This window comes from Paraburkholderia sp. EG287B (assembly GCF_040965595.1).
In the GTDB taxonomy this organism is placed as follows: domain Bacteria; phylum Pseudomonadota; class Gammaproteobacteria; order Burkholderiales; family Burkholderiaceae; genus Paraburkholderia.
The window spans coordinates 51,870-77,085 of the sequence record NZ_JBFRCG010000029.1; the positions used below are offsets into that span (position 1 = coordinate 51,870).

At 60.7% G+C, this 25,216-nt stretch carries 16 protein-coding genes and 5 pseudogenes; 7 read left to right on the forward strand and 14 right to left on the reverse strand.

Going from position 1 to position 25,216, the window contains the following annotated elements:
- Window positions 1-9: 9 nt before the first annotated feature.
- The 5 genes from AB4Y40_RS37690 to AB4Y40_RS37710 all read left to right on the forward strand — a co-directional run bounded on the left by AB4Y40_RS37690 (window position 10) and on the right by AB4Y40_RS37710 (window position 8,381).
- Entirely contained in the window at window positions 10-1,323 is a 1,314-nt protein-coding gene (locus AB4Y40_RS37690) for an FAD-dependent monooxygenase (RefSeq protein ID WP_368692179.1), read from the forward strand.
- Window positions 1,320-1,619: a ferredoxin family protein gene (locus AB4Y40_RS37695; protein WP_368692180.1), complete on the forward strand. Its 300-nt coding sequence runs from the start codon at window positions 1,320-1,322 to the stop codon at window positions 1,617-1,619. Before AB4Y40_RS37690 ends, AB4Y40_RS37695 begins: the two co-directional genes overlap by 4 nt.
- Before the next feature lie 73 nt (window positions 1,620-1,692).
- Window positions 1,693-2,178 (forward strand): hypothetical protein, encoded by a 486-nt coding sequence (locus AB4Y40_RS37700; RefSeq protein WP_368692181.1) that lies wholly within the window; start codon window positions 1,693-1,695, stop codon window positions 2,176-2,178.
- Window positions 2,179-2,214: 36 nt separating this feature from the next.
- Window positions 2,215-2,454, forward strand: a complete 240-nt coding sequence (locus AB4Y40_RS37705) for a tyrosine-type recombinase/integrase (RefSeq protein WP_368692182.1) — start codon at window positions 2,215-2,217, stop codon at window positions 2,452-2,454.
- A 482-nt stretch (window positions 2,455-2,936) separates the two neighbouring features.
- Window positions 2,937-8,381, forward strand: a complete 5,445-nt coding sequence (locus tag AB4Y40_RS37710) for an AAA family ATPase (RefSeq protein ID WP_368692183.1) — start codon at window positions 2,937-2,939, stop codon at window positions 8,379-8,381.
- Window positions 8,382-8,448: 67 nt separating this feature from the next.
- On the opposite strand, the gene AB4Y40_RS37715 is transcribed toward AB4Y40_RS37710, so the two are convergent.
- Entirely contained in the window at window positions 8,449-10,176 is a 1,728-nt protein-coding gene (locus AB4Y40_RS37715; RefSeq protein WP_368692184.1) for a methyl-accepting chemotaxis protein, read from the reverse strand.
- Between the two features lie 399 nt (window positions 10,177-10,575).
- On the opposite strand from AB4Y40_RS37715, the gene AB4Y40_RS37720 reads away from it, so the two are divergent.
- On the forward strand, window positions 10,576-11,019 hold the full coding sequence (locus AB4Y40_RS37720; RefSeq protein WP_368692202.1) for a hypothetical protein: 444 nt from the start codon (window positions 10,576-10,578) through the stop codon (window positions 11,017-11,019).
- Between the two features lie 496 nt (window positions 11,020-11,515).
- Here AB4Y40_RS37720 and AB4Y40_RS37725 read toward each other — a convergent pair.
- From AB4Y40_RS37725 to AB4Y40_RS37780, 12 genes and pseudogenes are all read right to left on the reverse strand, one after another.
- Window positions 11,516-11,749: pseudogene (locus AB4Y40_RS37725) on the reverse strand (IS110 family transposase); the annotation flags it as partial.
- Between the two features lie 294 nt (window positions 11,750-12,043).
- The gene (locus tag AB4Y40_RS37730) at window positions 12,044-13,174 is read right to left on the reverse strand and encodes an IS110 family transposase (protein ID WP_368692185.1); all 1,131 of its coding nucleotides are present in this window, start codon (window positions 13,172-13,174) and stop codon (window positions 12,044-12,046) included.
- A 132-nt stretch (window positions 13,175-13,306) separates the two neighbouring features.
- Window positions 13,307-14,103 (reverse strand): annotated as a pseudogene (locus tag AB4Y40_RS37735) (IS110 family transposase); the annotation flags it as partial.
- 935 nt (window positions 14,104-15,038) lie between these two features.
- Window positions 15,039-15,671, reverse strand: coding sequence for a response regulator (locus AB4Y40_RS37740; RefSeq protein WP_368692186.1), 633 nt, complete (start codon window positions 15,669-15,671; stop codon window positions 15,039-15,041).
- Window positions 15,668-17,305, reverse strand: coding sequence for a response regulator (locus AB4Y40_RS37745; RefSeq protein WP_368692187.1), 1,638 nt, complete (start codon window positions 17,303-17,305; stop codon window positions 15,668-15,670). The genes AB4Y40_RS37740 and AB4Y40_RS37745 overlap by 4 nt, the downstream gene beginning before the upstream one ends.
- Before the next feature lie 1,480 nt (window positions 17,306-18,785).
- Window positions 18,786-19,157 (reverse strand): annotated as a pseudogene (locus AB4Y40_RS37750) (DUF2837 family protein); the annotation flags it as partial.
- Between the two features lie 298 nt (window positions 19,158-19,455).
- Window positions 19,456-19,845: a type II toxin-antitoxin system VapC family toxin gene (locus AB4Y40_RS37755; RefSeq protein WP_368692188.1), complete on the reverse strand. Its 390-nt coding sequence runs from the start codon at window positions 19,843-19,845 to the stop codon at window positions 19,456-19,458.
- Window positions 19,842-20,093, reverse strand: coding sequence for a type II toxin-antitoxin system Phd/YefM family antitoxin (locus AB4Y40_RS37760; RefSeq protein WP_368692189.1), 252 nt, complete (start codon window positions 20,091-20,093; stop codon window positions 19,842-19,844). The genes AB4Y40_RS37755 and AB4Y40_RS37760 overlap by 4 nt, the downstream gene beginning before the upstream one ends.
- A 162-nt stretch (window positions 20,094-20,255) precedes the next feature.
- Entirely contained in the window at window positions 20,256-20,948 is a 693-nt protein-coding gene (locus tag AB4Y40_RS37765; RefSeq protein ID WP_368692190.1) for an IS5 family transposase, read from the reverse strand.
- Between the two features lie 242 nt (window positions 20,949-21,190).
- Window positions 21,191-21,625, reverse strand: coding sequence for a hypothetical protein (locus AB4Y40_RS37770; protein WP_368692191.1), 435 nt, complete (start codon window positions 21,623-21,625; stop codon window positions 21,191-21,193).
- A gap of 287 nt (window positions 21,626-21,912) precedes the next feature.
- Window positions 21,913-22,587, reverse strand: coding sequence for an IS5 family transposase (locus tag AB4Y40_RS37775; RefSeq protein ID WP_368692203.1), 675 nt, complete (start codon window positions 22,585-22,587; stop codon window positions 21,913-21,915).
- A pseudogene (locus tag AB4Y40_RS37780) lies at window positions 22,551-22,646 on the reverse strand (IS5/IS1182 family transposase); the annotation flags it as partial. The pseudogene AB4Y40_RS37780 and the gene AB4Y40_RS37775, both read right to left, overlap by 37 nt.
- Window positions 22,647-23,307: 661 nt before the next feature.
- Between AB4Y40_RS37780 and AB4Y40_RS37785 the strand changes: the two are divergent.
- Window positions 23,308-23,670, forward strand: a pseudogene (locus AB4Y40_RS37785) (group II intron reverse transcriptase/maturase); the annotation flags it as partial.
- Between the two features lie 492 nt (window positions 23,671-24,162).
- Here AB4Y40_RS37785 and AB4Y40_RS37790 read toward each other — a convergent pair.
- On the reverse strand, window positions 24,163-25,206 hold the full coding sequence (locus AB4Y40_RS37790; protein WP_368692192.1) for an alpha/beta hydrolase: 1,044 nt from the start codon (window positions 25,204-25,206) through the stop codon (window positions 24,163-24,165).
- Window positions 25,207-25,216 lie beyond the last annotated feature (10 nt).

The window sequence follows — 25,216 nt, forward strand, 5'->3', positions numbered from 1 at the left end:
AATACAAATATGGCAACCTCCCCCAAATTCGATGCCATTGTGGTCGGAGCTGGACCATCAGGCAACGCCGCAGCCTACGTTATGGCGAAAGGCGGACTGAAAGTGCTTCAGATTGAACGCGGCGAGTATCCCGGAAGCAAAAACGTTCAGGGCGCGATTCTTTACGCCAATGCACTGGAACAGATCATTCCGGACTTCCGTGACGATGCCCCTCTCGAGCGCCACATCATCGAGCAGCGCCTGTGGATGCTCGACGATACCTCGTTTGTTGGCACGCACGCGCGCAGCGAAGACTACAACAATCCCCCATATAACCGCTACACAATCATACGGACACAGTTCGACAAGTGGTTTTCATCGAAAGTACGTGAAGCAGGCGCTTTGCTGATCTGCGAGACCACGGTGAATCGCCTGATAATGGACGGAGACCAGGTTGTCGGCGTGCAATGCGACCGCCAACACGGTGACGTCTATGCGGACATCGTGGTCCTCGCGGACGGCGTCAATTCGACATTGGCGCGTAAGGCAGGCTTTCATGGCGAAATCAAGGCAGGCAATGTCGCGCTGGCTGTGAAGGAGATTCTCTTTATGCCTGAGGAAACAATTTGCCAGCGTTTTAACGTTGCCGATAACGAAGGCGTCGTCATTGAGATGGTCGGCCGAATCACCGACGGCATGGCTGGAACCGGCTTCCTGTACACTAACAAGGAGTCGCTGACAATCGGCGTCGGCTGTATGCTGAGCGACTTCAAAAACAACTCGAACCGTACAAGCCCGTACGTGTTGCTTGAAAAAATGAAGCGTCATCCGTCCATCGCCCCGCTCATCGCCGGCGGTGAAATGAAGGAGTACTGTGCGCATCTGATCCCCGAAGGGGGCTTCAATGCAATCCCGGAAGTGTACGGCAATGGCTGGATGATCGTCGGCGATTCCGGTGGCTTCGTCAATTCCGCACATCGCGAAGGTTCTAATCTTGCCATGACGACAGGACGTCTCGCCGCGGAGACCGCGATAGCCGCAAAAGCCTCCGGAGGCCACAGCTATCGGGCTAGCGCCCTCTCCGGGTACAAGGCTGCGCTCGACAGGAGTTTCGTGATGAAGGACCTGCTCAAGTACCGAGACATGCCGAAGATCTTGCATCACAATCCGCAGTTTTTCACCACATACCCTGATCTCGTCGCTAAAGCGGCTCGGACAATGATTACGGTCGATGGCGTGGACAAGCAGACAAAGAAAGGAGAGGTCATGGCGAGTTTCCGCAAAAGTCGCTCACTAACAGGCCTGATGGGCGACGCATACAAACTCTGGAGGGCCTTCCGATGACCAGACTTACTGTGAACATCGACGAGAAGCTATTCCAAAACCGTTACCGAGTTGACGTTGGCCGACCACACGTCCAAATAAGAAATCCCGAAACCTGCATTAATGAATGTAGCGATAAAAGCTGTACGTTCGTCTGCCCCGCTTCCTGTTATCGGAATGAGAACAACGGCGCCGTGACTCTAATTACCGACGGCTGCCTTGAGTGCGGCAGTTGTCGCATTCTATGCAGGGAACACCATAACCTTTCTTGGGAGTATCCGAGAGGTGGCCACGGAATCCAATTCAAGTTTGGATAGACGAATACGACCTCGTCATTTTGGCCTCCGCCCACCTACCACAGGAAGGGCCTTATCGTTTTGGAGCAAGTCAATGAATATCCTTACTGGCATTGAGTCGGCAGATCTGTTTGGCGGCGCCGTGCCTCCTGCCGTATTGCGCTTAATCGAGGACGCACGTGGCGGCCGCTGTGACGATGTGACCGCTGCATTGTGGACCGCCGTTCTTTCTCACCCGCGCTGCCTGCCACCCTACTATCTGCTATACAAGTTTTACGCGAACCGGGGCGAGCTTGGCGAAGCGAAGGAAGTTGCAACCAAGGCTTTGACAGCTGCAGCCCGGGAAGCGTCAATTGACATTGACTGGTGTGCCGTACAGCCAGGCGACACAGATTTCACGATTCCTGGCCCGGCACGCTTTTGGCTCTTCACGCTGAAGGCGCTGGCCTTTATCAGCGTTCGCCGCTGCGAACGCGCGGTTGCCCTGAAGCTCCTTGCCAAGCTGCGCCGGCTGGACCCGGCCGACTGCGTCGGCTTTACCGTGGTGGAAGCCCTTCTCGCGCGGTCCGGGCGCCGATGAGCCCTACCGGCACGCCAGCCGTCGGCTCTGGTGCAAATGGCGCGGAGCGCGAATCGGTTAAGGTGTCGGGCTGAACGAATTAAGAACTTGTTGGACGCACCCGATGCAGATACGTGGTTCGGACAGCGCGATCGTCTATTGCTCGCGCTGCTCTACAACACCGGCGCCAGAGTATCTGAGCTGAGCGGGATGCGGGTGGCCGATGTAACGCTTGCTGTAACGCCGTGGGTACGCCTGCATGGGTCGAAAGCAGCGTGCCGTACCCCTGTGGCGTGAAACTGCTGCGGCGATACGCCACTGGATACGTGAGCAGGGTTTGCAACCGGATCAGCCGCTGTTGCCAAGCTGCCATGGTGGACCAATGACGCGCGGAAACGTGGCTGAGCGATTTTCGCTGGCACTGACGGCAGAAGGGAGGACCTGCCCATCGCCTGTCGATTAACGGAGTTGCGTCTGTAGCCATGCGTTGTCGCGAGGCTCGGGAAATTGGGCACCAGACATGCGACCGGTGTCCGGGCGTCGTGGTTACGCAGCCCGTTGCGCCCTACCGATCGTGACTGCCAGCTTACGTGAAATGAAGTGGCGTCTTGCTCGGCATAGCCGGAAATCGCCGTACGGATGGGCTGTACTTTCGTTAAGGATTTCCCTACAGCTGCCGTGCAATGCGCATTGCGGGCGCGCCGCAGTAAGAGCAGACAAATGGAATCGCCTCTCCTGAAAAAATTGACGTAGACGAGCGTAACGGTAAACTACGGCAGATGAACGCTCTACACGCTTCCGACGCAGACGGCAGCGCCAGTATCCTGCGAGAAGATGGCGAGCTCATCCTCTACCGGGTCCGGCCCCCGGGTGGCGCCGACAGTGTGCTGATTGTGCGTACCGCCGACGAACATCCCTCTGCGGCCGTCCTCGAGCGTCTCGCTCACGAGTTCGCGCTGAAGGACCTGCTCAACGATGAGTGGGCAGTGCACCCTGTGAAGCTGGTGCGCGAAGACGGACGGATGGCGCTGGAGCTCGAGGATCCACTTGGCGAACTGCTCGAGCGGCAGGTCGGCGGACCTCTCGAGGTGGGACACGTCTTGTGCCTCGCCGTGGACATCGCCGCAGCGCTGGGTAAGCTCCATCAGCGCGGCCTCGTGCATAAGGACATCAAACCCGCGCATATTCTGGTGAACTGCGCCGACGACCACGTGCGGCTCACTGGCTTTGGCATCGCCTCGCGAGTGGCACGCGAACGACAATTGCCCGAGCCGCCGGAAACGATCGTCGGCTCCCTCGCATACATGGCGCCCGAGCAGACCGGGCGGATGAATCGCTCGATTGATTCGCGCAGCGACCTCTACGCATTCGGGGTCACGCTCTATCAGATGTTCACAGGGGTCCTGCCATTCACGGCCGCCGACCCGATGGAATGGGTGCATTGCCATATTGCACGCAAGCCGGTCCCGCCCAGCATGCGGGTAGACACGGTTCCGGCTGCCGTCTCGGAACTTGTCATGAAACTGCTCGCCAAGACACCCGAGGAGCGGTATCAGACTGCGGCAGGCGTCGAGCGGGACCTGCGGCGTTGTCTGACCCAATGGCAGCGTCACCGCCACGTCGACGCCTTCCTGCCGGGCGAATACGACATGCCCGACCGGCTCCGGATCCCCGAGAAGCTCTACGGGAGGCACAGCGAGGTCGAAGCCCTGGTCGCTGCGTTCGATCGAGTGGTCGAGACCGGCACACCTGAACTCGTGCTGGTGTCCGGTTATTCGGGCATCGGCAAGTCCGCGGTTGTCAGTGAACTGCACAAGGCGCTGGTACCACCGCGTGGACTTTTCGCATCGGGCAAGTTTGACCAGTACAAACGCGACATACCCTATTCGACACTGGTACAGGCCTTTCAGGGCCTCGTGCGACCGCTCCTTGGCAAGCGCGACAGGGAACTGGCGATCTGGCGCGACGCGTTGATCGGGACACTCGGGCCGAATGCGCGCCTCATGACCGATCTGATCCCGGAACTGAGGCTCATCATCGGTGATCCGCCGCCCGTCCAGGAGCTCGAACCGCATCAGGCGCGACTGCGTTTCCAGCTCGTTTTCCGGCGCTTCATCGGGGTCTTTGCCCAACGTGAACATCCGCTGACACTGTTTCTCGACGACCTTCAATGGCTCGACGCCGCGACGCTCGACCTGCTGGAGGATCTCCTCACCCGCGCGGATCGGCAATACCTGTTGCTGATCGGCGCCTATCGCGACAATGAAGTCGACGCCGGCCATCCGCTGATGCGCAAGCTCCAGAGCGTCAGGGCCACGGGCGCGAGGCTCGACGAAATTGCTCTCGCGCCTCTCGCCCGCGAGCACGTGGTGCAGCTGATTTCCGACGCACTTCGCTGCGCAAGCGAACGCGCCGCACCACTCGCGACGCTGGTCCATGAGAAGACGCACGGCAATCCGTTCTTCGTGATCCAGTTCATGCACACGCTTGCCGATGCCGGTCTGCTCGCCTTCGATCACGACGCGACCTGCTGGTGCTGGGATTTGCCCCGCATTCACGGCAAGGGATACACCGACAACGTGGTAGACCTGATGGTCGCGAAGCTGGCGCGTTTGCCCAACGAAGCGCAGCGCGCGCTGGAACAGCTCGCCTGCCTTGGCAACACTGCGCCGGTCGCGATGTTGCCGAAGGTTTTGGGGGTCTCGACGCACGCGGTCCAGGCGCTACTACAGCCGGCAGTCGATCAGGAGCTGGTCGAGCGACTGGAAGGCACCTACCGGTTCGCACACGACCGGATACAGGAAGCGGCCTATTCACTGATTCCGGAACACTCGCGTGCCCGCGCCCACCTGCGTATCGGACGGCTGCTCGCGGGGCAGACGCCCGCTGGCAAACGTGAAGAAGCTGTCTTCGAGATCGTCACGCAGCTCAATCGTGGCGCCGCACTGGTGACCTCCCGGCAGGAACGCGAGCAACTGGCCTGGTTCAACCTGAGCGCCGGCCAGCGAGCCAAGGCGTCGACAGCTTATGCGTCGGCGCTCACCTACCTCACTGCCGGCTCGGAACTCCTCACGGGCGATCGCTGGGCGCAAAGGCATGAGCTGATTTTCGCGCTAGAGTTGAACCGGTCCGAATGCGAGTTTCTCACCGGGCGCTTGTCGGACGCGCAAGAGCGGCTGGCCATGCTGTCAAGCCACGCGAAGACCACCTTCGAACAGGCGCAGGTCACGTGTCTGCGAATGGATGTCTACCTGACGCTCGATCGGAGTGATCGCGCAGTCGAGGCCTGTCTCGGCCACCTCCGGCAAGTCGGTATCGACTGGGTAGCCCACCCGCACGAAGACGACGTACATCGGGAGTACCAAAACATCCGGTCACTGCTCGCGGGCAGGAGTATTGAAGCACTCATCGATGTGCCATTGATGACGGACCGCGAGTCCCTTGCAGTCGCCGATGTGCTGAGCAAGCTCCTGAGGCCGGCCTGGTTTTTTGATGCGAATCTGGCATCCCTGGCCATATGCAAAGTGATCAGCCTTAGCCTGGAGCATGGCAACTGCGACGCGGCGTGTTTTGCGTATGCCATGTTCCCCCGGATTGCAGGACCACGCTTTGGCGATTACCACGCCGGAATCCAGTTCGGCCGGCTTGGCATTGATCTGGTCGAGCGCCGCGGACTCAAACGCTTCGAGGCTGTGACGCATCTCTGCTTTGCGCTGTACGTCGTGCGCTGGACGAAACACGTGCGCGAGAGCAGCAAGGTGCTGCGACACGCGTTCGAAACAGCGAACCGGATCGGGGACGTGCCGTCCGGCGCCTATACACGCTGCCATATCGTGTCGGACCTGCTTTTCGCCGGTGAACCGTTGATCGAACTCGAGCGCGAAGCCGAACAGGGCCTCGCGTTTTCCAGCAAGGCGCGTTTTGGCCTTGTAGTCGATAACATCACTACGCAACTCGCGTTGATCCGGATGCTCCGCGGCTCGACGCTGAAATTCGGTCGCTTCGATTACGATGAGTTCGACGAACTACGTACGGAGCGGCATTTGTCCAGCAACCCCGCGCTCGCGACGGCCGCGTGCTGGTACTGGATCCGGAAACTGCAGGGACGATTCCTTTCAGGCGACCACGTGGCCGCCATTCACGCGGCATCGATGGCGCAGCAGCTACTGTGGAGTTCCTCATCGCACCTGGAGGAAAGCGAATACCACTTCTACGGTGCACTGGCACGGTCCGCACACTGCGACCGCGCACCGGCCGGGGAGCGACAGCAGCATCACGACGCCATCGCTGCACACCAGCGGCAACTGGAGATCTGGGCGAAGAACTGTCCGGAGAATTTCGCAGACCGTGTGGCACTGGTGAGCGCCGAGATGGCTCGCCTGAATGGCCGCGATGTCGACGCGATGCGTCTCTATGATGAGGCCATCCGCTCGGCGCGCGCAAACGGCTTCGCACACAACGAAGCGCTTGCCAATGAACTCGCGTCAGGCTTCTACGCGGCGCGCGGTTTCGACAGGATCGCCCGTGCCTATCTGCGGGACGCCCGCCGGGGCTATCGGCGTTGGGGCGCCGAAGGCAAGGTGCGCCAACTCGAGGAACTGTACCCGCACATCAGGGACGAAGAACGAACGCACGGGCCAGGCAGCACGATCGGGGCACCTGTCGAACACCTCGATCTTGCCACCGTCATCAAGGTGTCGCAGGCGGTCTCCGGAGAGATCGACCTGGACAAGCTGATCGATATCGTCATGCGGACCGCAATCGAACAGGCGGGCGCCGAGCGAGGCTTGCTGGTTCTTCCGGACGCGAGAGGACAACGGATAGCCGCGGAAGCAAGGACGGAGGGTGACACGCTTTGCGTGCGGCTGCGCGATAGACCTGTGAGCGTCACCGCGATGCCCGAGTCGGTCCTCTATCATGTGCTGCGAACGGGGCAGAGCGTCATTCTGGACGATGCCGCAGGCTCGCCCACCTTCGCCGCGGATGCCTACATCAGGCAGCACCGGACCCGCTCAATTCTCTGTCTGCCCCTAACGAATCAGGCCAAGCTCATCGGCGCCCTGTACCTCGAAAACAATCTGCTCACCCGCGCGTTCTCGCCCGCCCGGATTGCCGTGCTGCGGCTGCTCGCGTCGCAGGCGGCGACCTCGATCGAGAATACCCGCCTGTACCGTGACCTGAAGGAACGGGAGGCCAGGATCCGGCGACTCGTCGACGCCAATATCATCGGTATTATCGTGTGGAACAACGAGGGTGACATCCTCGAAGCCAATGACGCGTTTTTGTGCATGGTGGGATATGAGCGCCAGGATCTCGCCGCGGCCTGTCTACGATGGCAAGATCTGACGCCGGTGGAATGGCGAGAAAGCGCCGAACAGGCCCTGGTACAGATCGGGCAGGACGGACGCATTCCACCCGCGGAGAAAGAGTACGTCCGGAAGGACGGCAGTCGTGTGCCCGTCATGGTCGGCCGGGCTGCGTTGGACGCCAGCGGGAAGGAAGGCGTCGCCTTCGTGATCGATCTGAGCGCACTCAAGGAGGCGGAGCGCCGGTTGCGCGAGTCCTACGAGATGCTGCGCGAGCTCACGTCACATCGCGAAATGGCTCGTGAGGAAGAGCGCAAGCACATCGCGCGTGAAATGCACGACGAACTTGGACAGCACCTCACCGCGCTTCGCCTGCAGGCGTCGGCCTTACGGATGCAGCTGGGCAACGATCGCCCGGAACTGGTCGGGCAGACCCAGGCGCTGATTGCGCTGGTGGACAAAACCATGCAGGTCGTAAGGGGCGTCATCGCGGCGCTGCGCCCGGCAGCGCTGGACACCGGCATTGCGGCTGGGCTTGAGTGGCTTGCAGCCGGGTTCAACCGCAATGGCCGCACCGTATGTCGCCTCCACTTGCAGGACGAGAATATCGTCGTGAGCGAGGACTGCGCTGTCGTGCTGTTTCGCCTCGTCCAGGAAGCGCTGACCAATGTAGCTCGTCACGCGGCCGCCCACCATGTGGTCATCATGCTCGAACGTGCGTCCGACTGCTGTCTCCTGGAAGTGCGCGACGATGGTCGAGGGTTCGATGTTCAGGCGGCGAGAAAACGATCATTCGGACTCGCAGGTATGGAAGAACGCGTTCTGATGCTGGGCGGTCGCATCGACGTTATCAGTTCGCCGGGAGCCGGTACCACAATTAAGGTGAGACTTCCTGACCAGCCGGCTCCATCGCCATAGCCGGCCTGGCCTGTGCCAGATGGTTCTCAACGAACACCGCTTCGCGAGCGCAGCAGCGCATCAGGGATCAGAATGTCTCCCAGCCTTCGCCAGACGAGCTTGCCACAGTTGCCGGGACGGGCGCGGCAGCCCGAATGCCCGGCTTCGCGACTGGCTTTGGCACCCGGGTTGTCGCCCGAACCGCTGGACTGGCAGCGGGCGGGCGCAGCTTGCTCTGCGGCGCAAGCACGCGCGAAATTGAAGGGCCTGCGTCGGCAAGCCTGAACACCGCAACCGCGGCGGTCAGATTCATTGCCTGCTCTTCGAGCGAATGGGCGGCCGCCGCAGCCTCCTCGACGAGCGCGGCGTTTTGCTGGGTCACGTCATCCATCTGCATGACGGCCTGATTGACCTGCTCGATGCCGCGGCTCTGCTCGCCGGACGCCGCCGCAATTTCGCCCACGACGTCGGACACCTGCTTGATCGCCTGCTTGACCTCGCCCATCGTCGCTCCCACGTCACCCGCCTGCTGCGCACCATGCCTGATCATCTCCACCGACGAACCGATCAGCTCCTTGATCTCCTTTGCTGCCGCCGCGGAACGCTGTGCCAAGCTGCGCACTTCACTGGCGACCACCGCGAAGCCCCGACCCTGCTCACCGGCCCGCGCTGCCTCCACTGCGGCATTGAGCGCGAGGATGTTGGTCTGGAACGCGATGCCCTCGATCACGCCGGTGATCTCCGAAATCTTCGTCGAGCTGCCGCTGATCCTCTCGATCGTGCCGACCATGCCTTGCACGGCCTCGTTGCCCGAATCGGCCATATCGGTGGCCCGGGTCGCCAGCGTGTTGGCCTGGCGGGCGTTGTCGGCGTTCTGCTTAACGGTTTCGGTCAACTCGGTCATGCTCGATGCGGTTTCTTCGAGCGACGCTGCCTGCTCTTCGGTGCGGGCCGACAGGTCCGTGTTGCCGGCTGCGATTTCCCGGGCCGCCACGGTAACCGACTCAGCGCTCGACTTGATGCCCCGCACGGTATGGCTCAACTGCAGGTCCATCTTGTTCAGCGCTTCGAGCAGTTGGCCGAATTCGTCGCGCGTGCGCGCCGTAATCCGGTTTTCCAGCTGCCCGGCGGCGATCTGGTTTGCGATGCCCACCGCTTCGCCAAGCGGCTTCGTAATTGCACGCGACAGATAGAGCATGGCGCCCATGGCACCGACGAGACCCAGGCCAATGAGCGCAACCGAGACCCAGCGAATCGTGCCGAAGGTGGCTTCACTGTCGTCGACAGACTCCTTTGCCTGGCGCCGATTTTCGGCCACGTCGTCGTCGAGCGCCTTGCTGGTCGCATTGGCCACTTCGCTATACTGATCAACGAGCATCGAGACGGCGTCATAGTTGCCCGCTTCCAGCGCCGTTACCTCGACGTCTACACCTGTCTCGAACTTCGGCAACAAATTCTTGATGGTGTCAGCGATTTCGCGCTCCTTGTCACTGGAAACGCGACCAGGGTAGTAGTCGCTCCAGCTTTTGGTGAGGTGGTCTTGAGCCGCGTGAATCCTGTCGATGCTGGCTTTCGTCTGGGCCGCGTCGTGAAGGGACTGCGCGCGGCGAACCTGTAGGCGCATTTCCAGCAGTGCAGCTCGCATGTCGCCGAGATCAAGTACCGGCAGCAGGTTCCCCTCGTAGGAATCGTTGACGTTCGAATTCAGCCTCGAAAGCCCGAACTGCCCAAAGAGGCCATTTGCGGCGATGAGCGCCACACATACGCTGAATGCAAGTACGATCTTTAGTTTGATGCTTTGTGTGAGGCTGTTCATGCTGTCTACCTGATGGTTCGCGTGGCCAGCGCTCACCGGAGTCCAGTATCGCTGTCTTCGTGGCCGACGAATACCATCATGTTTACGGTATCTCCCCACGAGATCTGAATCGGCACCACCCGTCAGACTTTCCTGAATCTAAGGTAGGGAAATTTCGCTTGCCGGCGTAGCGTCATGCGAAGATGTGCCGGTCATCGCATATTCGACCTCTCTTCCCGGCGAGTCAGTCCCGTCACATTGCAAACACTCTGTTACGAGAATACCGGGTAACGATCGGAGGCCGGTGCTATGCTTCGCCGCAAGCTCGCTGAAGAAACCACGGCGAACCCAGGCCTGTATAGCCTGTTAAAACCAGAGCGAGACCACCGAAACTGTCTGAGAACAAGGAACAATACGGGTATGTATATGAAGATTGCCCCTACGATCGTTATCGCGGCGCTGGCCAGCGCGATCGCGCTGCCGGCGGCGGCTAACGATTTGAACAATGCACTTGGCGGCGCGCTCGGCGGTGCGGCTGGCGCGGCGGTTGGCGGTGCCGTCGGAGGCCAGACCGGCTCGGTGATCGGAGGTGCACTCGGTGGTGGCGCAGGTGGCGCTGTGACCGCGAACCGTCAGGAGCGCACCGGCGCAATCATTGGCGGTGCGTTGGGCGGTGGCGCCGGAACGGCGGCGGGCAACGCAATGGGTGGCCGCACCGGCGGCGTTCTCGGTGCCGCAGTCGGCGGCGGCGCAGGCGCAGCGCTGGGCGGAAACCTGCAGCGCAGCTCGTACAATAACAACGACGCCTATGGTCGCGACTATCATCATCCCCGCAAGCACCGCCATCACCGTCACGATGACTGACGGCGCTGGCTTGTGAATCGCAGTATCCGGCACGCTATACGCGTGCCGGATACGTTTACGGGACTCGCAGGTTCCCTGTTCATGCAGCGCAAGCGTCCTTGAAACCCGTTTGAGAAGTCCGGGCAACGATGCAGGGAAGGAACAGGCAATCAGCCACGAATCGTTGCTTCGGGCGAAGGGGCGTAGCATCGGCCCCAGATCAGCATAGGTGCCGGTGCTCACCCATAAAAAAAGAATCTATGGTCACCCCGTTTTTGCAACCTTGATCGTTGACGTTGTGGTTGGCTTGCCTAAATCTATCCGGCGTCGTTGTGGGGATCACTCCCCGCGCCACGATGAGAGTCGCGCCTGATGGTCCTTAAAACCGCCGCGGCTTCGAGAGCCGATTTTTTTAACAGGTTGTCCGTCAGGCCGGTGTGCCGTTCACGTCATCAAAGTTCAGCGGTCGCAAAACCAGGTGGGGGACTGCGGTAAAGCGTGGTTGGGGATCGGGCGCTCAGGCCGGCGCGTTGAGGCCCGGTCGCGCATCGAACGTGCCGTGGCGAGTCGCCAGTGCCCAGGCGGTGCGCGCCAGCTTGTTCGCCAGCGCGCAGGCCACGACGTTCGAGTGTCGGCGCGTGAGCATGGCGCGCACCCACTCGGCGAGTCGGCCACTCTGCCGATGGAGCTGCTGCATGTAGACGCGGGCGCACTGCACCAACAGGCGCCGGATGTTCTTGTCACCCCTCTGATATGACTCCCGGTGTCAATCGGGATTGGTTTTGAACTTCGCATTAACTATCGTTCCCGGTACCTTCGGAATTCCCTGAGGGCGGCGTAGCAGTAACTCTCGACGGTGGATCAGGCTGATATTCGCGGGCTGGGTACCGCATTACAGTGGTCCGTCTCATGAGCCTGCCGCTGACTTGCTTCGCAAGCCGACCTGATGTCGTTGCTAAAAGAGGACGCGGGTTGCTCGAATACCGGGCTGCGCCGCCCTCAGGAAACTCTCATATCGTTACATAAGTTCCATTCTTCGCAGAAGTCAGATTGGATGACCGCACTGCGGGCTTGCCATGGCCATTCCTAGTCGGCCAATGTCCCGGATAAAAGCGGCCAGTTCGCGGGCGACTGCGACGATGGCAACGTGGGCAATCTTTCCTTTGGCCACCAGCTTCCGGTATCGCCGGCAAAGCCGTAGTTGGGCGTCCCAGGCGCGATCGATGATCGCCTTTGAAATGCCTTCATGACGGCGCTGGATATCGATGCTCACGCGTGCCGGATGTCGGTAGCTCCACGCGGATTCGACCAGCAGCTTTCTCGCGTAACTGTTTCCGGTCTTTGTGATGCTGCCCTGTCGCCGTCTGCCTCCTGACGAATGTTCTGACGGCGTCACACCTAGCCACGCCATCAACTGGCGCGGGTGCTCGAAGCGCGACAGATCGCCCAGTTCAGACACGAGGCCCACAGCCGACGTGAAGTTGATTCCCCGCATCGCCTGCAGGGCGAGCACGGCAGGATAGAAACGCCAGTCTGCAACCGCTTCACGCAATGCGGTTTCCAGTCGTTCGCATTGCGCGAGGCGATCCTCGATCGTGCGGCGGTGTTCATTGAACGCCAGTTGTTGCCAGCCGCTGTCGAACGTGAATGTGCTCAACCAGCGTCGGTGTGTCGGCCCCCAGTCCGCACGTCCAATGTAATTCATACCATGCTGGAGCAGGAACGATTTCAGCCGGCATCGCGCCTGTTTAAGATCTTCTCTCGCCGATGACCAGGCACGGGCCAGATCGCGAAACGCTTCGTCTTCCACCGTTGGCACATGCACCGCGGACAGATCGCCGGCTCGCAGCGAGCGCACCAGCTTGATGGCGTCGCGCCGGTCGGTCTTGACGCGCTCGCCGGGCTTGCGCGGGATGAGCGACGGTGCGCATACCATACAGTCGAAGCCCTTCTGCATCAGTTGCCGGTAAAGACCATAGCCGCATGGACCTGCTTCGTAGACGATGCGGATGCGCGTCGCTTTGGACTGCAGTCGTTTGCATAAGCGATCAACTTCGATCTGTGTCGTGCCGATCTTGCCGAGCAGCTCCACGTCGCTCATACCGACCGCATAGGCAACCATGATCGAATCCTTATGAACGTCGAGCCCTACATACAACGTGCTATCGTCTTGCATGCTAGCCTCCGTGCAGGAAACAGACCGTTGAGCGGCGGTTCCGGCCCCACTCAATGCGGCTCTGGCAGCAATGCTAACCCGCGCTTACATCCGCACGGCGGCTAGCCCCCGCCTCACGGGGAGTCATACTGACTTGCTGATGCCCAGCAGGTTCGCCCTGCCGCCCGTGCTGTATTGGCGCGGCACCAGTCCGATCGACGCGGCAAAGTCGCGGCTGCAGCCGTATTGCTTGCCGTCCCCCATTTCGGCGGAGAGCGCGCTCGCCGTGATCGGACCCACGCCGGGGATCGTCAGCAAGCGCTGGCCGAGATCGTCGTCGGCGAGCTGGCGCGCCATCTCCTTGTCGATCTCGGCGATCTCCTCACTGAGGTACTTGAAGTGCGCAAGTGCGCATGCAGGCGCTCGAGGATCTCGATCAGGCGCGGCGGCAGCGTATGCTCGGCCAGCACGGCCGGCAGTCGCTTGATGACGGATTGCCCGACCGGCAGGCTGATGCCGAACTCAAGTAGAAAGCCGTGGATTTGGTTAACGGCCTTCGTGCGGTCACGAATCAACGAATCGCGCACCCGGTGAAGTGCCGAGAGCATTTGCTGCGATTCAGTCTTCGGAGTAACGAACCGCATGGCCGGGCGCGACGCGGCCTCGCAGATCGCTTCGGCGTCCACGAAGTCATTCTTGTTACCCTTGACGAACGGCCGCACGAACTGCGGCGAGATCAGTTTGACCTGATGCCCGAAGCCCGCTAGCTTGCGGGCCAGGTGATGGGCGCCAGCGCACGCCTCCATGACCACCGTGCAGGCGTGAAACGCGGCGAAAAACTCAATCAGCTGCTTGCGCCCCACCTTCTTGCGAAACACGGCCTGGCCGTGCCGGTTTTGGCCGTGAAGGTGAAAGGAGTGCTTGCCCAGATCGATTCCAACCAGCGTCACATCCTACATGATGGCCTCTCCAGAAAAGAAAACACCCTACAGCGTAACCCGCGTGTAGGGTGGGGGTGACCATCTCATTACCGCCTCAAAGTGAGACGGTTCGAAGGTTCTGGACACCCGGGGAAGGTGCCAAAACATGAGAGATTGAATGGCAGTCCTCACGAGCCACATGGCTCCGAAGGCCAATGATTGTCACACGCAGCCCGAACGCGTCGTTTAACGACATGAAACGTATCTGGGCTTCCATGCATCGTCAACTTCCTCTGCGCTTGCGTGCCAACGGACCACACTGGCAATAGCAGGTCGTGCCAGAAAAACCAGTGAGCCGACCGTCGGTCGTCAATCCATCGGCGAATCATTAAGACGTTCGGCCTTTGATGGGTCAAGAAGAAGGGGACCGTATATGAGGCTCATCGCGACGGCATGCTTGTGTCACCAGTTCGTCCACGCGCGCAGTTCCACCACCGCTTGCGACGGTACATCGTCAGTGACGAACGCGTTCATGCGCAAGCCTTCCGTCCCTCGTCCCGTATCTCAAGCTACACATTCATGCGGCCTGCCGTTCGACGCCCATCATGGGGCGCACGCGGTCCGGGGGAAAACATGCCAACCGTGCCCCGCATGATGGAAGAAAAACAGCGTGCAAGGACCGTTCACCCGGCGCCTCGACACACACGCTGAAGATCCGGCCCGACCGGGAGCGACGCACCGCCAGTACCCGAACGGACTGTTTTTGCCCCGCGCCAAGCCACTTGCCGACTGCCATCCGTAACGACTGCTCTTGCGCCATCGCCGCGCTCCCACCACCTGTTGAACCCATCGTAGGCGGCTCTCGCAGTCGCCTCAATCGGGACTGGCCGATACTTCCCTAAGGGATCGCTGGTTGCCATGTCAGGATTTTCTTCATGTCGCGAAGAGCCGGTGAGCTGCGCGTCTCACCCGGTAATCAGGCCCTGGCGGATCGCGTAGCGGATTACCTCGGCATTATTGGAAAGCCCGAGCTTCTGCATCAGCCGCATTTTGTGGGTGCTGATCGTTTTGGCGCTGAGGGCGCACGTCCCGGCGATGTCGTTGATGCTCTTGCCAGACGCGAGCATCTGCAGCACCTGGAATTCACGATTCGAGAGAATCTCGTGCGGCGGCACATCGCCCGTGTGCTTTTCAAACACCATGGCGTCGACGAGCTTCGGGTCAATAAAGCGCCCGCCGTCAGCGAGCTTGCGGATCGCCGCGAGCAGCACTTCGGGATCGCTGTCCTTGGTGACATAGCCCGTGGCGCCAGCACGCAGCGCCCGCGACGCGACTTGCGCCTCGTTGTGGATGCTGAGCACGAGCACAGGTAGCGCAGGCCGGTCCGAGCGCACGCGGCGTATGAGATCGATGCCGCTGAGGCCCGGCATGTTCAAGTCCAGCAGTAGCAGATCGATTTCGCTGGTTCTCAGCTTTTCGATGACCTCCGGGCCCTGCCCGGCCTCTGCCGTCACGACGATGTCGGCCGTCGTCGCGAGAATCTGCCTGAGTCCGCCGCGCACGATGGCATGGTCATCGGCGATAAGTATCCTGATCATAAACTCGAACCACCCTCATACGGAACATGTATCGTCACTGTAGTACCCTTGCCTCGATCGCTGTCAATTTCCAGGGTCCCGCCGATCGATCGCGCGCGCTCCGCCATGCCTAGCAGACCATACGCGCGGTGTGAATATGCTGCCGCCAGATCGAACCCGCAACCGTCGTCGCGAATTCCCAGGTCGAGCACGCCGTTGCCCGTCACGAGCGTGACGTCGACGCGGCGCGCTGCGGCGTGGCGCGCAACGTTCGTCAGCGCAGCTTCCACGATCCTGAACAATACCGTCACCTGCATGTCCGACAATACCGGCTCGCCTCCTTCGATGTGCAGTCCGTGCTGGATCGCGTCGTGCTGGCGCAACCGGGCTAAAAGCCACTCGAGGGCCGACACCAGACCGAAGTCCAGCGCGGCGGGTCGCAGCTGGCTTGCAACGTTGCGGACCATCCAGATCGTGCCCTCGACAAGCTCGCGCATGTCATCTGCCCGCCCGATCGCCTCGGGATCGTCCGTGAGCCGCATCCTCAGCAACGACATGTCCATTTTCAGCGCGGTCAGCAACTGACCCAGATCCTCCTGAATCTCGAGCGCGCTTCGTTTTCGCTCATCTTCGCGCACGCCATCGAGGTACGCCGACAGCTCACGTTGTTGGTCGCGCGAGCGCAGAAGATCCTCCTCGGTACGTTTGCGTCCGGAAATGTCGTGCAGGCCAACATAGATGGCTGACCTCCCTTCATGGATCGCCACGCATGCGCTCGCCATCGCCCAAAACTGCGTCCCGTCCGCGCGACGCATCCTGACCTCGGCATCGCGGAAGCCGCCTTCAGAAGCGAGACAGCGAACCAGTCGTTCGCGCGCCGCCGGGTCCACATAGCAATCAGCCAGGTTGATGGTACCGCACGCCTCGTCGAGATGGAGCAACTCGCGCAGTCGGGCGTTAGCATAGAGCAGATAGCCGTCGGGCATCGAGGTAATGCACATCGGGACAGGGCCAGATTCGACGCTCACGCGAAACTGCGCTTCGCTGGCCTGCAGGCGCGCATCGCTCTCGCACCGCGCATCGATCTGCGCTGCAAGCTCCGATTGCACACGGGCCAGTTCGTCAGCACCCCGCGCGACGCGCTGCTCGAGTTCCGCCTGTACGCGCGAGTGCCCGGCCTGCACAAGACGTTGCCTCCGGGCGTCGTCGACCAACTGATGCTGCTGCAACAAGCACCGCTGGCGAGTCAGGTGCAACTCGATGTGCGTCCATACCCGGACCATCAACTCGTCGATGCGCAGCGGCTTCGGCACGTAGTCGGCCGCACCCGCGCTGATGCACTCCGCGAGTTCGTGTCCGTTGCGCGCCAGGGTCATGACGATCACGGGTATATTGCGCGTGCGTTCGTCCCGCTTCAGGCGGCGGCAGGTTGCGAGGCCGTCAAGGCCAGGCACGTCCAGATCGAGCAGGATCAGGTCGGGCTGCGAGCTACGCGCGGCTGCCAGCACCTCAAGGTTGTCGTGTGCAGCCAGCAGGCGGAACCCCTCCTTTGCAAGATGGTCCGCGAACCCGCTGGTATCGGAGGGCGCGCTATCGGCAACCAGGACCGTGCGGGGAGCGTCTGGCCCAATTACCTCGCCTGGGTAGTCGCTCATGGGAACGTGCCCCCCGTTGCGTGGGGAACTGCGCGCACCCCGACGACGACACCATCACGCGCGCAAAAGCGTGATCTGCGCCATGCCCCAACCCTGCTGGAAGTCAGCATGTCCATGAGTGCTCCCGTTCAGGATTTCTTGTTTTGCACTCTTGCCGAACGCACAGGCATTTTGCAGCCCGTCCAACCAATCAACCGTTGATCCCTCTTGCGCACAGAACCGGCGCAGTATCTGGCCGTCGCGCGCAAAGCGGCATCATTAGACGCTGCCTGCGTTCATCCCCGACCCGCGCGCGACCTGCAATTCTGGCAAGCTGCCAAGCGAACGTCCTCGCTGGCATTGCCGCCCGGTCGACCAGTTCATTGAAGCTGTGAACGAGTGCGCCAGGCGTCGACAAAGTTTGGGAGTCAAATGCGTTCGCATACAAGCAGCGCAACGCTATCGTCGTCTGCCGCGGGCGGCAAGATCGCCCCGTGTGCTTTTTCCCGCAGCGCGTCGGCCAGCCCGGCTGCAACCCCGCGCGATTCACGCCAGTGCATCGACAAGTCCCTGGCAGACGATGTTCAATTCCCTAGCGCGTCCCTTGTCAAGCGATCTGCAATTCATCGCTTGCGGCCGCTTGAGCTCTGATCACTGACTTTCCCATGATGAATCAGCCGTCGCTACCCTGCAGTCATCTTCGGCGGCAAACATGAACGGAAAATCCTGATTTTTACGTCAGGGAATCCTTATCATCCTGTCGCGCGGCGTCCCGAATTCGCTCAATCATGTGCCCGGTCTGGAGTTGAGTAAGGGCACCAAAATCGACGGCACCTGTCGCGCACCGTCCTTCGAAAGCATTGAAATGGGGGTAGCGAATCGGATGCGCGGCCGCCAAAGGCTTGAGGCTCCGGCCTTTCCCGTCTCATCGTCGCGTCAGGGTTCGACTGCAAGGACGGGCAGCGCAAGTGCGCTGTCGACAGGTCGGCGACGTCTCCCACTCCTTGCTCTTGTGGAGCAAGTCCCGCCCGTTACCGCAAGGGCATGTCGCTCACGATGAGCGCTTCCGGCGACACGCCCCCGGGATGTCCGCCCGGAGAAACCCTTTTTTCCCGCCAGCGATCCGGGACCTCCGTGGGCAGAATACGTCGACTGTTAGCCGCCTGTACATGACTTTTGAACTGGGCAGATTTCGCCCGCCCCGCTCGACGACAGTCGGGTCGGCTACTTGGTTGCCGATGACGTCCGGGGCGCTTTCGCCAATCGAATGCGCTTCATTTCGACGATAACCTGAACGCTCACGACCAATATCGCGAAACCGGCAGCGAGGTTGGGCGTCACGAGACCGACCGTCCACCAGTACACTGCAAACAGGAGATGCTGGAGCGGAAACGGAATCTCGCAGATGCGCGACCAGTCCCTGCCAGCAAGGGGGCAAACAAGGTAAGCACTTACGAGCTGCAGCGCATAAGTGCTTACCTTGCCGCTACCCCGTTTGGCTTTCGATCACGTCATCCGTCATGACAGAAACCTGCGGGTCGATGATGACGGCTAACACCACAGTTGCAAAGCCATTAATGACCGAAGAAAGATTCGCGCACGTCACCTGCAAATCTGGCTTCAGATATCCGGCGTAGAGGGACGCGAAAACACTGACAGTCCAGATGGCCATCGCGAAGACGTTGAGAGCGATTACCGTCTAGGAGACACCGGCACCGCTCGCTAGCTGAGATATGTTCTGGCGCGACGGAACTTGCGTGCCGTCCCGCATATAGTTGATGCCGCCACGGCTGAAGACGTGAAGCAAAAGGTGCGGCAACAAACGATTAGCCTGGAAGTGATCGACAGCGCGACTGAAGTAGCGCTGGAACGAAACGCATGCGGGAGAATCGGCGAGTTACGGTTGTCGTTGAGTGATCCAGCTGCGGGCCAAACCTGAGGACGTCGACTGGGACAGCAAGCCTTCGCATCTCAAAACGAAGAGAAGTTCAGCGCTCGGCTGCCGGCGCGGTGTCCGCGGCGGTGCCCCACACACGGGGCGACAGCTACGACAGCTCGGATCCGTTTCAGTATTACGACAAGGAACCACGCCATAGAAGGATCAACAGGCGGAAGTGACGCGTGCATAGCTGAGCGTTTCCGACCGCGCCCGGGGCATGGCTGCGAGCGAGCTAGACGTAGCGAACTGGAGCGAAGTCGTACCGTCTGATCTGCTCGTCATGGGTCAGAAGGACGATACCTTCGGCGATCGCCTGGCCGATGAGCAGTCGGTCAAACGGGTCACGATGCAGCGCAGAGAGCGTGGACACCTCGAATGCGTGCTGCGATTCGATAGAGAGTTCCTCATAGCCGGCATCAAGAAGGTTGCGGCGAAGCACGCGTGCGTCGACCTGAAAGTCGTCGCGGCCAAGGCCGCTCTTGATGACAATCTCCCACATGCTGGCCACACTGAAGTACAGCGTGTTGTCTTCGTCTTCGATGACCGCGCGTGCTTCGTCGGGCAGCGACGGATGGTCCGCCGCAACCCAGATCAGCAAATGCGTGTCGAGTAAGAGCTTCATTCGCCTTTTCCTTCGAACAGATCCGCCACGGCTTCGCCACCCATCGTGTCGAAGTCATCGGGAACCTTGATCAGGCCCTTCATGAAGCCGATGCGCTGTACGGGCTTGGCGGTCTCCGCCTCAAGGCGGACGACTTTGACCAGTGGCTTGCCGGCTTTCGCAATCACGAAGGGCTCCCCACCGTTGACAATCTCTTCGATCAGCCGCGACAGATTCGTCTTGGCGTCGTGGATGTTGTAGATATGCATGATCATCCTATGAACTTAGTTCAATGGACTTAGTTTACTCCGACTATGCCGAGACCGCCAGATCTACGGAATTTGGATGCCTATCGCTTGACGCTCTCGGGCGAGTCGATGCGCAAGCGCCGAAATGGTTTGACCACCGACGGCGAGGACGAGTAGAAGAGCTCACCCCGCGTCGCCGCGTCCGCAGCGCTCGCTTTGCAGTGGAATCGCTGCTCGACTTCGCGTGGAATGCCCGCTCGCCTTGCCGTGGAACGGCTGCTCGATTTGCGCGGAATACGCAGTTTCAGGCAGGCGCTCGTAGTTTCTTGCCAGTCGGCGGAAACGGTTGAGCCAGCCGAAGCTGCGCTCGACCACCCAGCTGCGTGGCAGCAACACGAACCCCTTTTTTGCCTCCGACAGCTTGATTACCTGAAGCTCAATGCCTTCATCGAGTGCCGCCTGCGCGGGCTCCTTTCCGGTATAGCCCTGATCGGCGAACGCCACTTTGATTGTGTGGCCCGTGGCCTGCTGAACCTGACGCGCCAGTTCCCCGACCTGCGCGCGCTCCTGTTCGTTGGCCGGCGTCACGTGCACCGCGAGCAGTTGACCCAGCGTGTCCACGGCCATATGCACCTTGCTGCCTTTTTTGCGCTTGTACCCGTCATAGCCCGCGCGTGGACCACTTTCGCACGTCGACTGCAGCGTACGGCCATCGAGAATGACGGCGCTGGGCTGACCGCGACGCTCCTCCTGCGCAACCCGGATAATCGAACGCAGGTCGCTCACCATGGCCTCGAAACAGCCTGCCTGAATCCAGCGTTGTGTCTGCTGATAGACCAACTCCCACGGTGGAAAGTCATTGGCAACAAACGCCACGGTGCGCCAGCGCGAACGATCCAGCGCAGCGCGTTAACCATGTCGCGCAATTCGTAGCGGCGCTGCGTCCTGGCTCATCAAGCTCAGATACGGAGCAGCGAAATACCACTCTTCATCCGATACATCCGTTGGGTAGGGTCTGCGTTTTGTCATCCCGCCAGGATACCAAGTCTTGCCCGTAGTTCCTAACACGCTAGCAGAAATGCAATCCACTTTCTACTGGATAGTGTGGTTGAAATCACCTACGTCTTCTTGCGGTCATCTTCGTCTATCAGTTGCTCGATACTTGTGCGAACTTCCTCGAGTTTAGCTCTGTATGCGTAGTGCTTCGAATCATCCCGCCACCGCTTCATCACGTCAGCAATGTCCGATGCGGTGCAAAGCCTTTCCGGTCTTCCTGCCGAACTTGTAGATCGGAGCTCCTTGATATCGCTCAGCATCTGATCGAAGTCACGCAACGGCTCCTGTTTGAGATCTGGATTGTGGGAGTAAAAGTCCCTAGCCATTGGTTCCAGAACTGCAAGAATCCGCGCGAGCTGACGACCGTATGAAAACTTCTGGGTAATGGCTATTTCAGTTTGCGGGTTGCCGGCACCTAGTAATTTCATGGTTTGATCTACCGCACCGCTTAAAGGATAGTTGTATTGGGGACACCAAAGCCACGTCAGTGGGTACATGTCGATCTCCTGTCTATCGGTGGCCCACGTCTGGAGACTGCTCAAGCTTCGGCGAGCGAGTGCGAAATCCGGGGAATAGCTCTAGTCCAGGCTTGGGCGGTGGCACGGGTCTGCGGCAAAAGTCTGCCTCTGGGACGCGAACGTTTGCGCGCCTCCTCCTGAGGAAGGAAAAATGAACTTCGTCGCTCATGTGATGGGTTTGATGGTACCCCGTAACGGACGGGTGTGCGGGAAACCCGTCCGCGAAGGCCTTTATGGAGGTGGTACGCTAGAAGTCGACAGATTTTCTATAAGAGACCGTTTCCAAAAGACTGCTCGGCACGTCTGAAGATGTTCCAGCAGACGAGCGAGCAACCAAGTTTAAGGAATGCCTCGTGAATGTCGGCTCGACGCTCAAAGCGAATGCGAAGACGACGAAAATTGTGCAGCCATGCGTGAGTCCGCTCGACCACCCAGCGGAATTTGCCGAGTCCGCTACCGTGTTCCGTACGGCGCCTGGCGATCACCGGTTCGATACCGCGCGCACGAAGCCGCTCACGATGCGGCTCGGAGTCGTAGCCGCGATCTGCGTAGATGACCTTGGGCTTGCGAAGCGGTCGGCCGCGTACGCCGCGAATGGGCGGGATCGCGTCAATGAGCGGCAGCAACTGGGTAACGTCGTTACGATTCGCGCCAGTCAGGATTGCACTGATGGGCACGCCGTTGGCGTCGACGAGGATGTGATGCTTCGAACCTGGTCGCGAGCGATCGGTGGGGTTCGGGCCAGTTTTTCGCCCGCCCCAACGGCTCGCACCGAGGATGAATCGACCGCTGCCCGTGAGAAATCGAGTTCGCCGGCCTCGCGTAACTTGGCGAGCAGCAACTCGTGCAACGCGCTCCACACGCCGGCCTTTTGCCAGTCGCGCAAACGCCTCCAGCAGGTCGGCCCCGATCCGAATCCCAGCTTGGTTGAAAGGTCGCACCAGCGTATTCCGGTCTTGAATACGAACAGGATGCCGTTCAGCGCAGCCCGGTCTGAAATCGGAAGCCGCCCCGGGGTTCTTGCGACGCGGCTTCGGCGGCGGTAGCAAAGGTTCGATCAATGCCCACAGTTCGTCATCAATGATCGGTGCGCCCATCCCCTTGGTTCCAGTTGTTCAGACGACCAAGGTTAACAGCTTGCCGAAAAGGTTAACAGCCCCCTTGGGGTCTTTTTGAAATGGTCTCTTAAGGTGCCGAACGGAGTAACGCGAGGGGCGGGACTTGACGACCCGGTCGCATGCGCGGCCGGGTCGTTTTTCGTGTGCGCCCAGCATGGGCGCACTCCTGCGGGTGCAAGTCCCACCATAAGCTGACCACGGCGAATGAAGTGAAGCGCAACTGCATGAGGGCGACCGAGTGTGGGGAGGAAGCGTGGAGCGTAAATCGCGAGCCGATGAACAAGAACTGCATAGAAGGCGCTGCCGAGCAGGGCGAGCGGGCATGAAACCGCAAAGCTCTCGTGATCAAGGCGAAGCGGCGTAGATGCGGCGGTTGTGCGATGAAGGAGTGCGTTCTTACCTGGGGACGCCTCGCCTCTTGCCTGAAAGGGCGACGGTGTCGAACCGGAGCGAGGTCTCAGCAGAGGTCATAGTAGTCACAGGACAGGCCGGTGAGGCTGAAGCTGGTGGCGAAGGACCGAACGGGAAGGAGTGTTTAACGACATGCCGACGCAACAGGCAATGCGTCAGATGCCCGCGCGAGCGGTGGCAGCGCGCGGTGAAGCTGCGCGTGAAGCCGGGAGCGACGAAGCCTGTGGCTCGCGGCATGAGACGAGAGACACAGGATCGGCGCTGCTGGAAGCAGCGCTGACGAGAGAGAACCTGCGGCAGGCGCTTAGACGGGTGCGGACCAACAAGGGTGCGCCGGGTGTCGACGGGCTGGACATTGACCAGACTGCGCGACACCTGGTGACAGCCTGGCCGGCAATACGGGAGCAACTGCTGGGGGGGGCGTACCGGCCGATGCCGGTGCGACGGGTGACGATTCCGAAACCGGATGGTGGCGAGCGCGAGCTGGGCATCCCAGCTTCACCGTCCGGGTCAGGGTCGATGCCTTCGCGATCACACTCGATGGCCAAATGCCTTCTTCGCTGATCTTGGGCTGTTCACGATGTCCGAGGCCCTTCGATTGGCGCGCCAATCCCGATGTGGAAACAACTGACTGGAGAGCCCGTCGCGGGAAAACTGCACACCGGGTTCGGAGGGAGGGGACGGCGATCGCCGTTTCCTACCCCTATCCGACGACCCGTTGCAGCCAGTCGATCCCTGGTACCGTAGGGGCTGCTTTTGGGGTGCAACGGTCACTTGCCGCTCGGTTAGCATGGCAAATCCAGGGCAACTACGATCGTCGACGCACGGTCTGGTGGCATCCTCCGCGCTCTCCGGAATACGTCGGCTCAGGGGAGGTATCCGGGAGAACGGGGAAGGCCAAAGAGCCATTCAACAGGCTGCGCTGGCGTGGTGCGAATCGTTGCTGGACGGCGGCCAGCACTACGCCGCGCGCGACGTCATCCCGACTCAATGGGCGCCAAGCCAATCCTTGACGTAACCGGCCACATCCTGCCAATTCTTGTCCACGGTCAGCCCATGGCATTGGCCCGGGAACTGATGGGAGTCCGTCACCGAGGAGGGGTCGCTGTATTTCTTGAAGTTCTTGAGATTCAGCGCGGCCGGGATGATGTGATCGTCCTCGCCGGCAATGATCAGCAGTGGTCCGTGCGGCTTGCTGAAATCGATCTTCGCGACTTCCGAGCTGGTTCCGCGTCCCACCCGACGTGACTCGGGTACCACATGCTCCTGGTATAGCGCCTGCGCCTCGTCCTGCGGCAAGCAATTGGAAAAGGCATACTGGAAGTCGCCGAACGATGGCGCCACCGGTTGGTTGATGTCCGCGAGGGGGTTGATCACCGCCCAGTTGCTCTTGATGAAGGACCCCCTGAATACGATCAGCCCCGACGGCGGCGCCGAATCGATCGCCACGGCCTTCGCCGCCAACCCTTCCGACAACAGCTTCTGAGCCACCAGGCCGCCCATGGAGTGGCCGATCACGATGGGCTTCTCCGGCAACTGGCGCAGCACTTCCCTGTAGCTCTCGATGACCTGATCCAACGTCAGTTTGCCCAGTTCGGCTTGGGCTTCCGGCGTCCATTGCTGCCTGATCGGACCAACGTGCAGCGGCCATGCCGGCGCTATCGTGGTGTAGCCCTGCTGCTGGAAATACGCCTGCCACTTGTCCCAGGCCCTGGGCGTCATGAACATGCCGTGAATGAACACGACCGTCTTCGGATGAGAAACAGGCTGCGCGCCGGGATCAGGCGACGCTGCGCTGGTCGGCGGCACATCGGGCACGCCCCCCGAACCAGCGGACTGCGCGGAGGCCGGACCAGCCGTGATCAGGCCGGCAAGCATCATCGAGCAGCAAAGGAGCTTCGACATCTGCATCCGGGTCTTACCTTGATTGAAATCGAACATGAAATTCCCTTCGTATAAATTCCGACGCCACAATGCGGTCGAAAAATAATCTTTGACATCCGAACCATTCCGCGTAAATGATGCGTCCATGATAATGATC